General features: G+C 67.2%; 13 protein-coding genes. 6 read left to right on the forward strand and 7 right to left on the reverse strand.

Features of this window, described 5'->3' with window-relative positions; translation table 11 throughout:
* Positions 1 to 5 precede the first annotated feature (5 nt).
* Positions 6 to 1,274 (forward strand): sigma-70 family RNA polymerase sigma factor, encoded by a 1,269-nt coding sequence (locus tag AB0N05_RS24665; RefSeq protein ID WP_364698196.1) that lies wholly within the window; start codon positions 6 to 8, stop codon positions 1,272 to 1,274.
* Between the two features lie 221 nt (positions 1,275 to 1,495).
* On the opposite strand, the gene AB0N05_RS24670 is transcribed toward AB0N05_RS24665, so the two are convergent.
* Entirely contained in the window at positions 1,496 to 2,425 is a 930-nt protein-coding gene (locus AB0N05_RS24670) for an AraC family transcriptional regulator (RefSeq protein ID WP_364698197.1), read from the reverse strand.
* 116 nt (positions 2,426 to 2,541) lie between these two features.
* Here AB0N05_RS24670 and AB0N05_RS24675 point away from each other — a divergent pair, with 116 nt between their 5' ends.
* Positions 2,542 to 3,225, forward strand: a complete 684-nt coding sequence (locus AB0N05_RS24675) for an NAD(P)H oxidoreductase (RefSeq protein ID WP_364698198.1) — start codon at positions 2,542 to 2,544, stop codon at positions 3,223 to 3,225.
* Positions 3,226 to 3,436: 211 nt separating this feature from the next.
* Here AB0N05_RS24675 and AB0N05_RS24680 read toward each other — a convergent pair whose 3' ends face one another.
* Positions 3,437 to 4,273, reverse strand: a complete 837-nt coding sequence (locus tag AB0N05_RS24680; RefSeq protein WP_364698199.1) for a phosphoribosylaminoimidazolesuccinocarboxamide synthase — start codon at positions 4,271 to 4,273, stop codon at positions 3,437 to 3,439.
* A 203-nt stretch (positions 4,274 to 4,476) separates the two neighbouring features.
* Between AB0N05_RS24680 and pepN the strand changes: the two genes are divergently transcribed.
* From pepN to AB0N05_RS24695, 3 genes are all read left to right on the forward strand, one after another.
* A complete protein-coding gene (gene pepN, locus AB0N05_RS24685; protein WP_364698200.1) occupies positions 4,477 to 7,059 on the forward strand; it encodes an aminopeptidase N in 2,583 nt (860 codons plus the stop codon).
* A 172-nt stretch (positions 7,060 to 7,231) separates the two neighbouring features.
* The gene (locus AB0N05_RS24690) at positions 7,232 to 7,837 is read left to right on the forward strand and encodes an ATP-dependent Clp protease proteolytic subunit (protein WP_364698201.1); all 606 of its coding nucleotides are present in this window, start codon (positions 7,232 to 7,234) and stop codon (positions 7,835 to 7,837) included.
* Positions 7,838 to 7,907: 70 nt separating this feature from the next.
* Positions 7,908 to 8,501 (forward strand): ATP-dependent Clp protease proteolytic subunit, encoded by a 594-nt coding sequence (locus AB0N05_RS24695; RefSeq protein ID WP_364698202.1) that lies wholly within the window; start codon positions 7,908 to 7,910, stop codon positions 8,499 to 8,501.
* 220 nt (positions 8,502 to 8,721) lie between these two features.
* Here AB0N05_RS24695 and AB0N05_RS24700 read toward each other — a convergent pair whose 3' ends face one another.
* From AB0N05_RS24700 to AB0N05_RS24720, 5 genes are all read right to left on the reverse strand, one after another.
* A complete protein-coding gene (locus AB0N05_RS24700) occupies positions 8,722 to 9,081 on the reverse strand; it encodes a helix-turn-helix transcriptional regulator (RefSeq protein WP_364698402.1) in 360 nt (119 codons plus the stop codon).
* A gap of 284 nt (positions 9,082 to 9,365) precedes the next feature.
* Positions 9,366 to 9,833, reverse strand: coding sequence for a DUF5130 domain-containing protein (locus AB0N05_RS24705; RefSeq protein ID WP_364698203.1), 468 nt, complete (start codon positions 9,831 to 9,833; stop codon positions 9,366 to 9,368).
* Positions 9,820 to 10,101, reverse strand: coding sequence for a hypothetical protein (locus AB0N05_RS24710; RefSeq protein WP_364698204.1), 282 nt, complete (start codon positions 10,099 to 10,101; stop codon positions 9,820 to 9,822). Before AB0N05_RS24710 ends, AB0N05_RS24705 begins: the two co-directional genes overlap by 14 nt.
* An 88-nt stretch (positions 10,102 to 10,189) precedes the next feature.
* Positions 10,190 to 11,779: a glycoside hydrolase family 13 protein gene (locus AB0N05_RS24715; protein WP_364698403.1), complete on the reverse strand. Its 1,590-nt coding sequence runs from the start codon at positions 11,777 to 11,779 to the stop codon at positions 10,190 to 10,192.
* Between the two features lie 158 nt (positions 11,780 to 11,937).
* Complete coding sequence (locus tag AB0N05_RS24720) at positions 11,938 to 12,354, reverse strand: globin (RefSeq protein ID WP_364698205.1); 417 nt, start codon at positions 12,352 to 12,354, stop codon at positions 11,938 to 11,940.
* A 263-nt stretch (positions 12,355 to 12,617) separates the two neighbouring features.
* Here AB0N05_RS24720 and AB0N05_RS24725 point away from each other — a divergent pair, with 263 nt between their 5' ends.
* A complete protein-coding gene (locus AB0N05_RS24725) occupies positions 12,618 to 13,343 on the forward strand; it encodes an HNH endonuclease (protein ID WP_364698206.1) in 726 nt (241 codons plus the stop codon).
* Position 13,344 lies beyond the last annotated feature (1 nt).

A 13,344-nucleotide genomic window follows, 5' to 3' on the forward strand; every position in this document is an offset into this window, starting at 1 on the left:
TCGAAATGCCTTCTCCCACATCGTCGGACATCGAGAATCTGCTGCGCGAACTCGCGCCGCAGGTGCTCGGTGCGCTGGTGCGCCGATACGGCGATTTCGATGCCGCCGAGGACGCGCTCCAGGAGGCGATGCTGGCGGCCGCCACCCAGTGGCCGGAGGAAGGGCGGCCGGACAATCCGCGGGGCTGGCTGATCCAGGTCGCCTCGCGACGGCTGGTGGATACCGTGCGCACCGAGGTGGCGCGGCGTAATCGGGAGTCCGCCACAGCGATTCGCGATGCTCCGACAGAATCGCGCCTCGGCGTTCCCGGCACGGCGAGCACCGACCGTGACGACACGCTCACGCTCTTCTTCCTCTGCTGTCACCCCTCGCTCTCCCCCGCCAGCGCCATCGCGCTGACCCTGCGCGCGGTCGGAGGTCTCACCACCGAGGAGATCGCGCGCGCCTTTCTGCTACCGGAATCCACGATGGCGCAACGCATTACCCGCGCCAAGAAACGGCTCGCCGCCCTCGATCGGCCGTTCGCGCTGCCCTCGGATGCCGACGGCAATGGCTATCGCGCCGAATGGCAGGCCCGGGTCGGCGCGGTGCTGCACGTCCTCTACGTGATCTTCACCGAGGGTCACACCACCTCCGCGGGAGCCCGCCTGCGGCGTGGTGATCTGTCGGCGGAAGCGATCCGCCTGACCCGCAGCCTGCACGGGCTGCTCCCCGACGATCCCGAGGTCACCGGCCTGCTCGCCCTGCTCCTGCTCACCGATGCCCGCCGCGCGGCCCGCACCGGCCCGCACGGCGAACTCATCCCCCTGGCCGAACAGGACCGCACCCGCTGGGATCGCACCATGATCATCGAGGGTGTCCGCCTGGCCACCGCGTCGGTCTCCGGCGGCCTCATCGGCCCGTACCAAATCCAGGCCGCCATAGCGAGCCTGCACGCCCAGCCACTCCGCCCCGAAGACACCGACTGGCCACGAATCCTCTTGCTCTACAACGCTTTGGAACGCGTGGCCCCCAACCCCATGGTCACCCTCAACCGAGCCGTTGCTACAGCCATGGTCCAGGGCCCCCGAGCCGGACTCGACCTCACCGACACCCTCGACACAAGCCTGTCCGGCACGCACCGCCTCGACGCCGTCCGCGGCCACCTCCACGAAATGGCAGGCCACCACGAAGCCGCCATCACCCACTACATCGCCGCCGCCCGCCGCACGACCAGCACCCCCGAACGCGACTACCTGACCCTCCGCGCCGCCCGCCTCCGCCGCACCCCCTGATTCCAAGCCCGGGCGTCATCCCGGCATGCTTTGGCCGGGACCCACGGCGCGAACGGATTCCGGCCAAGAGCATGCCGGAATTTCATGTGCGGTGCGAGGACGCCTACCGCCTGATCACCCACCTCACCGACGAGCCTGCATACAGCTTCAGCGGCAGCGGGTGCCGATGTCGGCATCGACCTGCTGACCTGGCAACCCGGGCGGTGGCCGCCATCAGGAGGCTAGGCGGCGGCCGAGCGGTAGGCGGTGGGGCTCAGGCCTCTGGAACGTTTGAAGGCGGCGCTGAAGCCGAAGGCGTCTGCGTAGCCGACGGACTTGGCTACCTGAGCGACGGTGAATTCGGTTGCGGCGAGGAGTTCTTCGGCTTCGTCCATGCGGCATTCGGTCAGGTAGGTGAGGGGTGGGCGGCCCATGGTGGCACTGAAGCGTTTGGCGAAAAGGGCTCGGGAGATACCGGATTCGGCGGCCAGGGAGGCGACCGTCCAAGGCAGTCCCGGGCGGGTGTGGATGGCGTTCAGGGCGGGGGCGACCACGGGGTCGTTCAGGCCGCGGTACCAGCTGGGGGCGTCGGGTCCGGCCTGTTCGAACCAGCTGCGCAGGGTGCAGACCAGGCCCCAGTCCAGGAGGCGGTCCATCATGGCTTGGGAGCCGGCGCTGTGGGTGACGGCTTCTTGCGCGGCGGCTTCCATCCAGGGGCACATGTCGGTGTCGTCGGCGACCACCAGCACTTCGGGGAGGGTGCGCACCAGTCGTTCGTGGCGGCGGGTGGAGGTCTGGTAGGCGCCTACGACCAGCGCGGTCGCATCGTCGGAGTCTGTGCCCCAATGGATTCCACGCAATCCTTCGACCGCACAGTCGGGATCGGCGGCGAAGCAGGCGATCTCGTATTCGGTGTGCGGGCCACCAATCGAGTCCGGTTGGTCGGCAAAGTGGAAGGCTTCCGGCCCGCGCACGATCGCGGTGTCGCCGGTAACGAGCGGTGTGCAGGTGCCATCGGATTGCACGAGCGCACCGCCGCCGCGCAGGACCGTGACCATGGTCAGCGGCGCGCGATCGGCGAAGCGAATGGTCCAGGGCGCTTGCAGCACGGCATGGCTGACCACCGATCCCTCGGCCCGGATACCGCTCAATAGCTGACTCAAGGGGTCCACGACTTCCAATGTAGACGAACTCCTATCGATCGGAGCTTTCCACCCATGGATCGTCCATGCGATCGCGGCTGTACTGGGTACAGACCTAAACGAACCGCACACCGAGGAGACCATCCATGACTCACGCCGATGCCAACGGCTCCCGCACCGCTCTCGTCGTGGTCGCGCATCATCGCACCGATTCGCTCACCGCGCATATCGCCCGGCGGACCACCCGTCAGTTGGAGGCGGCCGGATACCGCATCGACCTGCTCGATCTGCACGCGGAAGGTTTCGACCCGCGTATGACCGTCGCCGACCAGCCCGACTGGAACGATCGCGAGAAGGTCTACTCCCCCGAGGTCGAGGACCATATGCGGCGAATCCTCAACGCCGACATCGTCGTAGCCGCATTCCCGATCTACTGGGCCGCCCCGCCCGCCCTGCTCAAGGGCTGGATCGACCGGGTCTGGAACTACGGATTCGCCTACGGCCGCAGCAAGCCCCGCCTCGCCGGCAAGCGCATGCTCTGGCTCGGACTGGCCGGCGCGGCCGAGGACGATGCCATCATCGCGTTCATACAGACTGCGCTCGAAGGCCAACTGAACATGGGCATCGCCTACTACTGCGGCTTCTCGCATTCGCAGGTCGGCATCCTGCCCGACGCCGAAGAGCGCCCCCAGCGCCTGGACGCCGAGGGCAAGCTACACATCGGCGAGGCCGTCATGGGGGCGGAACGCGAAGCGCAGTACACAGCCCTGGAACGCCGAGCCGCCGACTTGGTCGAAGAATTCCTGACCGTGGACCGCGTCCCCGCGTAATCCCCCACCCGCCACCTGAACTCGTTGACTTCACCCACTTTTCCGGCACTTCACCCACGCAATCGAGTGTGTGAAGACCTAGGAAAGTGGGTGAAGACGAATCCGCCCGATTTGGAGACCGGCACGCCGCAATACCGACTCTCACCAGCCGGTGACACTCGTTGCCGCCCGGCGCTGTTGGCGCGAGGTCGGTCGGCGGTGACTGCGGATGCTAGGCGGTGACGCCCGACCAGGTGTTGCCGGTGATGAGTTCGTAGGCCTGGACGTACTTCTGGCGAGTGACGTCGATGACCTCGGCGGGGATCTCGGGACCCGGGTATTCCTTGTTCCAGCCGGTGGAGGTGGACCAGTCGCGCACGAACTGCTTGTCGAAGGAGGCCTGGGGGCGGCCGGGCTCGTAGTCGTCGGCGGGCCAGAAGCGGGAGGAATCCGAGGTCAGAACCTCGTCGCCGACGGTGAGAAGGTCGTTGTCCCAACCGAGTTCGATCTTCGTATCGGCGATGATGACGCCACGGGAAGCGGCGTGCTCGGCACCGCGGGCGTACACGCTGAGGGTGAGGTCGCGGAGCTGTTCGGCGACCTCGCGGCCCTCCTGGTTCACCACATCCACGAAGGAGATGGGCTCGTCGTGGCCCTCGTCGGCCTTGGTGGTCGGGGTGAAGATCGGCTCGGGGAGCTTGTCGCCGTCACGCAGGCCGGGCGGCAGCTGGATGCCGGAAACGGTTCCGGTGGCCTGGTACTCCTTCAGGCCGGAGCCGGTCAGGTACCCGCGCGCGATGCATTCGACCTTGACCATCTTCAGCGGCTTGACCCGCACCCCGCGGCCCGCGAACTCGGCGGGCACATCGGTGGTGGACAGAATGTGGTTGGGCACATCGGAGAAGAAGCCGAACCACCAGTTGGACAGCTGGGTGAGCAGCGCGCCCTTGTCCGGGATCGGCGTGGGGAGAACGACGTCGTACACCGACACCCGGTCGGAGGCGACCAGGATCAGCGAATCGCCATCCTCGTACAGGTCGCGCACCTTGCCGGCGTGGATGTGCTTCAACGGTCCTCCTCGTGCTGGGGCGCGAATCGCGCGACGTGCTGCCGCCGCACAGCCTACCGAGCAGCCGGAACGGTTCCGCAAGCCGTCGGACCCGGCCGCGCAATGCGGGCGCGGCGCGGCCGGGCGACGTGGCATTCTGGGCAACGTATGTCGGTGGGCAGCGCCGCCCGCCGCATTGCTTCTCCGAGAGCTAAGGAGCCCCCTTGTCCGCACCGAATCTCACCCGCGAACAGGCCATCGAACGCGCCGCGACGGTCCAGGTGGAGAACTACCGCGTCGAATTGGACCTGACCGGACAGCCCACCAGCGCGGAGGCGCCGCGCAGCGAGGTCTTCTTCTCGCGCTCGACGGTGACGTTCACGGCGACGGCGGGTGCGCGGACCTTCATCGACTTCGTCGGCGCGGGCGTGCGCTCGGCGGTGCTCAATGGCACCGCGCTGGATGTGAGCGGCTATGACGAGTCTCAGGGCCTCACCCTGACCGGGCTGGCCGAGCACAACGTCCTCGTGATCGAGGCCGACGGCGAATACTCCAATACCGGTGAGGGTCTGCACCGCTTCGTCGACCCGACCGACAATAAGGTCTACCTGTACTCGCAGTTCGAAACCGCCGACTGCAAGCGCATGTTCGCCTGCTTCGACCAGCCCGACCTCAAGGCCACCTACGACATGGTCGTGACCGCGCCGGAGGACTGGGAGGTCATCTCCAACGGTGCCGTCACCGGCACCCGCAAGATCGGCACCGTGCTCGAGCACACCTTCGCCACCACCCCGCGCATGAGCACCTACCTGGTGGCGCTCATCGCCGGACCGTACGCCAAGTGGACCGACAGCTTCAGCGACTCGCACGGCGAGATCCCGCTCGGCATCTACTGCCGCGCCTCGCTGGCCGAATTCATGGACGCCGAACGGCTTTTCACCGAAACCAAGCAGGGCTTCGGCTTCTACCACACCAATTTCGGTGTGCCGTACGCCTTCGGCAAGTACGACCAGCTGTTCGTGCCCGAATTCAACGCTGGCGCAATGGAGAACGCGGGCGCGGTCACCTTCCTCGAAGATTACGTCTTCCGCTCCAAGGTGACTCGCGCCTCATATGAGCGCCGCTGCGAGACCGTGCTGCACGAGATGGCGCACATGTGGTTCGGCGACCTGGTCACCATGAAGTGGTGGGACGACCTGTGGTTGAACGAGTCGTTCGCCACCTTCGCCTCGGTGCTGTGCCAGGTGGACGCGACCGAATACACCAATGCCTGGACCACTTTCGCGAATGTGGAGAAGTCCTGGGCGTACCGGCAGGACCAGCTGCCCTCCACCCACCCGATCGCGGCGGATATCCCGGATCTGGCGGCCGTCGAGGTCAACTTCGACGGAATCACCTATGCCAAGGGCGCTTCCGTGCTCAAGCAGCTGGTGGCCTATGTCGGACGGGAGCCGTTCCTGGCGGGCCTGCGTGACTACTTCACCGAACATGCTTACGGCAACGCCACTTTCGATGATCTGGTGGGTGCGCTGGAGAAGGCTTCCGGTCGTGACCTGTCCGATTGGGGCGCGCAGTGGCTCAAGACCACCGGCCTGAACATCCTGCGCCCCGATTTCACCGTGGACGCCGACGGCAAGTACAGCTCCTTCACCGTCATTCAGGATGGCGCGGAGCCCGGTGCGGGTGAGCGTCGCAAGCACCGCCTGGCCATCGGCATCTACGACGATCAGGACGGAAAGCTGGTGCGCACCAAGCGCGTCGAGCTCGATATCAACCCGGCCGAACGCACCGAGGTGCCCGAGCTGATCGGTGCCGCGCACGGCAAGCTGGTGCTGGTCAATGATGACGACCTCACCTACTGCTCGGTCCGCCTGGACCGCGACTCGCTCGACACCGTCGTGTCCCGCATCGCCGATATCGCCGAACCGCTCCCCCGCACCCTGTGCTGGTCGGCGGCCTGGGAAATGACCCGGCAGGCCGAGATGAAGGCCCGCGACTTCATCGCCCTGGTGCAGCGCGGCGTCGGCGCGGAAACCGAAATCGGTGTGGTGCAGCGGCTTCTCATGCAGGCGCAGACCGCGCTCGCCGCCTACGCCGACCCGGCCTGGGCCGAGCAGACCGGCTGGCCCGAATTCGCCGACCGCCTGCTGGAACTGGCTCGCGCCGCCGAACCGGGCTCGGACCACCAGCTGGCCTTCGTCAACGCGCTCACCGGCACCATCCGCCACACCGAGGTGCTGCGCCAGCTCCTCGACACCGATCCGGCGGCCGCCGGACTGGCCGGGCTCGAGGTCGACACCGATCTGCGCTGGCGGCTCATCCAGGCCCTCGCGGCGGCCGGTGTCATCGACGCCGACGGCATCGAAACCCCGTTCATCGACAGCGAATTGGAGCGTGACCCGACCGCCGCGGGCCGCCGCCAGGCCGCTGCCGCCGCGACCGCTCGCCCGCAGGCCGCGGTCAAGGAATCGGCGTGGAATACGGCCGTGAACGACGACTCGGTCGCCAATATCACCGTGCGCGCGATCGTCACCGGCTTCGCGCCGGTCGGTCAGTCGGAGCTGCTGAGCTCCTATGTGGACCGCTACTTCGCGGATATCCCCGCCGTGTGGGAGCGCCGCTCCAGCGAGGTCGCGCAGACCGTGGTCGTCGGGCTGTACCCGCACTGGGCGATCACCGACGAGGCCGTCCTCGCCGCCGACAAGTTCCTCTCCGACGACCGCCCGCCGGCCCTGCGCCGTCTCGTGGTGGAGGGCCGGGCCGGAATCGAGCGCTCGCTCCGCGCTCGCGCCTTCGACCAGCAGTAGCTCGTAGACACGGCTGCGGCCCCCTCCCGTTCTATCGGGAGGGGGCCGCAGCCGTTTGCGTCAGTTCACCAAGGCTGCCCGTTGCACCCCGTTCGCGCCACGCTGCTGTGAGCAGATCCGCCATGGGCAGCGTGGCGCGAATTCCGGGGTCCCGGCGAGGCACGGTGGACCTATGGCAAACGACGACAAGACGCCGATGTTCAACTGGCGCACTCGCGAACAACTGTTCAGCCGCCGCGTCCTGGTGCTCGACGGGGCCCTGGATGACGACAATGGGACGCTGCTCATGACGCAGCTGCTCTCGCTGGCCGCCGAGGATTCCGAAGCCGGTATCTCGCTGTGGATCCACTCCCCCGGCGGCTCCGTCCCCGCCATGCTCGCGATTCGCGACGTCATGCGACTGCTGCCCTGCGAAGTCTCCACCCTGGCGCTCGGATTAGCGTGCAGCGCAGGACAGTTCCTCCTGTCCGCGGGCACCCCCGGCAAGCGATTCGCCCTGCCCCACGCCCGGATCCTCATGCACCAGGGCTCGGCCGGAATCGGCGGCAGCGCGGGCGAAATCGAAGTCCAGGCCGACGATCTGCGCCACACCGTGCAAACCGTCCTCAGCCTCATCGCGGCCGACACCGGCCAGCCGTACGACCAGATCTACGAGGATTCGCTGCACGACCGCTGGTTCACCGCCACCCAGGCCAAGGAGTACGGCTTTATCGACGAGATCGTCGAATCCTTCTGGCAGGTAGTCCCGCAGCGCCACAAGATGGGAATCTCGGCGTGAGTGGTCAGGCCCGAAGGCGGAAGCGAAGCGTTACCACGCAGGGCCCCACTCACGCCGGAAAGGAAACAGCATGACCTCCTACACGATCCCCAATGTCATCGCCCAGCATCCGCGCGGCGAGCGCATCATGGACGTCTACTCGCACCTGCTGGCCGAGCGAATCGTCTACCTGGGCACCCCCATCGACTCGGGCGTGGCCAACGCCCTGATCGCCCAACTCCTGCACCTGGACGCCGACAGTCCCGGTCAGGAAATCAACCTCTACATCAATTCCGAAGGCGGCAACGACCTCTCGGCCATGCTCGCCATCTACGACACCATGCAACACATCTCTTCCCCCGTAGCCACGACCTGCGTAGGCCAAGCCATAGCGGTCAGCGCGGTCCTCCTGGCCAGCGGCGCCTCCGGCCGCCGCACCCTACTCCCCCACGCCCGAGTAGTCCTGCACCAACAAGCCACCAGCGGCCGAGGCGCCATCCCCGACCTCATAATCCAAGCCGACGAGGTAGTCCGCCTCCGAGCCCAGGTAGAGGCAATCCTCTCCCACCACACCGGCCAACCCCTCGAAACCCTCCGCCGAGACACCGACCGAGACCGAGTCTTCACCCCCCAAGCCGCCCTCGACTACGGCCTGGTAGACCGAATCCTCGACCCCCGAGAATGATCGCCCCCACGAGCATGCAATGGCGGAGGCAAACGCCGAGTAGCGCCTCCACCATTGCATGCTCATCGGTGAGGACCGACTAGCCGAGTCCTACACGGCCCGTCGGACGGCAGCAACCACGGCCGACAGCCGAGACCGGCGGAAGGGCCTCGGCGCGGTACGCAGGAGGCGGCCGGTGGACCAAATGCCTCCGCCCCGTACCGAATTGGGCGACGAGTGTTCAGGCGGCCAGGGCCATGAGGGTGGGGCCGGAGGTCATGGTGGGCATGGCGGGGCGGGAGGGGGTGGTCAGGAGGCGGCGGCCTAGTTCTTCGGTTACCTGTTGGGTGAGGCCGAAGAGGGTGATGCCCAGGGCTCCGGCCAAGGCGGCGATCATTTCGCTGGAGGGTTCCTTGCGGCCGCGCTCCACCTCGGAGAGGTATTGGGGGGAGATGCCTGCTCGGCCTGCGGTTTCGGTGAGCTTCTCGCCTTGTTGCTGTCGGAGGGAGCGGAGCTGCTCGCCTAGGACCTCGCGCCAGAGCGGCTCGCGGACTACCCGGAGGGGGGTGCGTGGGTGGTTGCGGCGCTGGGGCCCGCGCACGGGTTGCTGCGGGTGCCGATCCGGCATCTCGCTGCGCAGCGGGTCGCCGACCGCTGTGCGTAGGGGCTCGAGCGGCTGGTCTTCTCGTCCGCCGGGGATCGCGGTGAGGCGCGGGTACTCGGACATGGTCCGAGCCTAAGGTCGATGCCCGCCGGTGCGGCGGCTCTTACGCTCAGAGCGTAGAAACGGGACGACCCCGGCCGGGGTGCGGCGCGGGGTCGGGACTCCGAGTGGGGTTCGGGGGCGAGATGCCTCCGAGGGCTCCCAGAGTTGCGGGGCGGGTGCTAAATCCGGCCGATGGCGGCGGCCATGACGCGGACGGCCGAGACCAGGCCGTCGATCAGGTCACCTTGGCGGAAGGAGCTCAGGGCGGCGGTGGCGCCCAGCTGGCAGACGCGGTCGTTGGCGCGCTCGGCCACATCGCGGCCGGAGCGGACCTCGACGGAGTTGGTGTTCGGGTCCACTGCGATGAGTACCGAACGGGTGAACTCCGGGGTGGCGGGGAACACGGAGTCGGCGCCGCGGCCGGAATCCTCGCCCAGGTCGCCGATGTAGATGTTGAAGCGCACCTTGGTGGCGCGGGTGGCATCGGTGAGCGCATTGTCCATGAGCAGCCGCTCATGATCGCTGAACGGCACCTCGTCGAAGACGGCGCCGGCCTCGTGCACACCGGACACGCGTCCATTGGTGGTGACGACCCAACCGTGGGGTAGCTCGGCCTCGTTGACCGCGGGCCACTTAGAACTTGCCACTTGCCCGGCCTCCGATCAGGTCCGCCACGGCGGATTCGATAGCCGCATGATTGCCATGCGAATGCTCAGCGGTGTCGTGATGACCGGACCCGGTCACCTCGTCGGTCGCGCTCCACAGCACCGGAGGCTGGGACCACTTCGCGCCGAGCTCATAGTGGTCCGGCTTCTTGCCGGGCAGCGGCTTACCGAGGAACGACAATCCGGCGATCACCAGATAGATCGCAAGCGGGATGCCGACATAGATCAGCACTGTCTGGAGAATGCTCACGGCCCAACGGTAGTCGATGGTCGGATCAGGTCCGCCGACCGGTTGGCGTGCCCGAACGCGTGTCGCGAAAATCCGGTTCGAATCCGCTTCAAACCAGCCAGGCGGTCGAGTTTGCCGGAAGTTTTCTAGCGCTAATCGGAGCGCTCGACAGCAACACCTCTCCGGCGGGCAGCAGAATCGGTGCATCCGTCGCGTTCAGAACACACAGCAGACCCCCGTCCCGCCGAAACGCCAGACACCCCGGTGGGCTGCCGTACCACTCCAGCCCCGGCCCGCCGAATTCCGGACGCGTGGCCCGCAATTCGATCGCCATCCGATACAGCGACAGCATCGAATCCAGCCGCTCCAACTGCTTCTCCACCGTCACATGCGCCCACTGCGCGGGCATCGGCAGCCACGACCTCCCCGTGGTGAACGCGAACGGCGGCTGCTTCCCCTCCCACGGCAACGGCACCCGGCAGCCATCGCGCCCGCGCTGCGTATGCCCGGACCGCTCCCACACCGGATCGCGCAAGGCCGCCTCCGGCAGGTCGTCCACATTCGGCAGCCCCAATTCCGCGCCGTTGTAGACGAATACGGCCCCCGGCAAGGCCAGCTCCAGCATGGCCATCGCCCGCGCCCGCGTCTGCCCCACGGCGCCACCGCCATAGCGGGTGACCTCGCGCTCGATATCGTGATTGGACAGCGTCCAGGTGGGACTCGCCGCGACCGCCGACACCGCGCGCAGCGAATTGTCGACGGCGGCGCGAATCCGGTCGGGATGGAACGGCGTCTCCGCTAATCGGAAGTTGAAGGCCAGGTGTAGTTCATCGGGCCGCACGTACTCCCCGAAGCGGGTGTTGTCGTCCACCCACACCTCGCCGATCGCCACCGCCCGCGGATAGTCGTCCATGACTCTGCGCAGGCGACGGTGGATTTCGTGCACGCCGGGCTGATTGAATCGCGGATCGTTGTCGTCGTGGGCGAACATGCGGGTGCTGACGCGCTCCCAATCGGGCAGGCCCGGTGGCTTGGCCATGCCGTGCGCGACATCGAGCCGGAAGCCGTCCACCCCGCGATCCAGCCAGAACCGCATGGTCCGTTCGAAATCCGCGGCGACTTCGGGGTTTTCCCAGTTCAGATCCGGTTGCTCGGACGCGAAGATGTGCAGATACCACTGCCCGGGCCGACCGTCGGGCTCGGTGACGCGAGTCCAGGCCGGTCCGCCGAAGATGCTCGGCCAATTGTTCGGCGGCGCATCGCCTCCGGGCCCGCGGCCGTCGCGGAAGATATAGCGCGCCCGCTCGGGACTGCCGGGCCGCGAAGCCAGTGCGGCCGCGAACCACGGGTGCCGGTCGCTGCTGTGATTGGGCACCAGGTCCATGGTGACCCGCATCCCCCGCTCGTGCGCCTCCGCGATCACCTCGTCCATGGCCTCGATCCCACCGAAGAGCGGATCGATATCGCGCGGATCGGATACGTCGTAGCCGCCGTCCGCCATGGGCGAGCGCATGACCGGGCAGATCCAGAGCGCGTCCACCCCCAGTAGTTCCAGGTAGCCGAGTTTGTCGCGGAGCCCGCGCAGGTCTCCGACGCCATCGCCGTCGGAGTCAGCGAACGAGCGCGGATACACCTGATAGAACACGGCCGATCGCCACCACGGCGCCTGCGTGGGCGCGGCGCCTGACTCGGAAGGCAGGGGCGCGGCGAAAGTATCTGTCACAGCGAGTAATAGTGCCAAAGCCCGGCGCTGCTCGAGGGCGCGTCGGTGAGACTTGTCCAGTTTCAGCAAATGATCAGCGGACCGGCGGCACTATCGGAAACGCTGTGGGAGCCTACGACTTCTGCGAAACGAATTCAGAAGGGCGAGTTCATGAGCGAATTGGCGGCCATCTCGAAGTAGTCGAGCAGCTGCTTGCGGTGGGCATCGTCGAGCACCTCGGGCTCGATCTCGGCCACCGCGATGTGCATGGCGCGCAGCCAAGCATCGCGCTCGATCGGGCCGACCTTGAAGGGATGATGCCGCATACGCAGCCGCGGATGCCCGCGCTCCTCGCCGTAGGTGCGCGGCCCGCCCCAGTACTGCTCCAGGAACATGCGCAGCCGCCGCTCGGCCGGACCCAGATCCGCCTCGGGGTACAGCGGGCGCAGCACCTCGTCGGCCGCCACCTCGCGATAGAAGGCCCCCACGATCCGATGGAAGGTGTCGGCTCCACCGACCGCCTCGTAGAAGGAAGTCGTGGTTTGCTGCTCGCCCGAAGTCACGCCAACCATTGTGCCCACTCTCGCCCGGCGCGGCCCGTCGCGGGTGGCCGTTCGACGGTGCGAACCGCCCGAAAACCCCATTCCGGGGCTACGCTCGGGGCACGGTTCGGCGCCCGTCGCGGGCGCGATCCATATCGTCACGTCCCGTTCATCCGTTTGTGCCCGACAATGTTCGAAATCACCGTGCAATCTGCGGGATTCCATGGTCAACTGGGTGGCAGTCTGCCGAGATACCACACCAATCGGACATTTACGAATTCGGGGTACAGGCCATGAAGCAGCGGCACAGCGCCCGGCATGAGGCGCGCACGCACCGACAACTCCAGCCCGCCGATGTCCACAATCGTGGGCCGGGGGCTACTCCGCTGCATTTATTGACCGAGCATTATTCCGAGCATTCCCACCCGGGCGCTCATCCTGAGCCTTCCCGCCCCGGGGCGCATCAAACGCAACATCCCCCCGAATCTCCGGGCGCTCCCACGTGGAGCAAGCGCCGCGTGCTGCTGTTGAACGCCACGTATGAGCCGCTCACCGCCCTGTCCGCGCGCCGCGCCATTGTCCTGCTGATCTGCGACAAGGCCGATGCGGTGCACGACAATCCCGAAGGCCCGGTCGTCCATTCCGCGGGCACCGCACTGGCCCTCCCGTCGGTCATCCGGCTGCGCAACTATGTGCGTGTCCCCTACCGCGCCCGCGTGCCCATGACCCGCGCCGCCCTCATGCATCGCGATCGCTACCGCTGCGCCTATTGCGGCGGCAAGGCCGAAACCATCGATCACGTGATTCCGCGCAGCCGCGGCGGGCCGCATACGTGGGAGAACTGCGTGGCCTCCTGTGCGCCGTGCAATCACCGCAAGGCGGACAAGATGCTGAGCGAGCTCGGCTGGACGCTGCATCATCCGATGGTCGCGCCCAAGGGCCCGCATTGGCGGCTGCTCTCGGCCAGCTCCGAGCTGGACCCGATGTGGTTGCAGTACCTCGGCGAGGGCGCGGCCTAGT

This window comes from Nocardia sp. NPDC051030, assembly GCF_040683015.1.
GTDB lineage: Bacteria > Actinomycetota > Actinomycetes > Mycobacteriales > Mycobacteriaceae > Nocardia.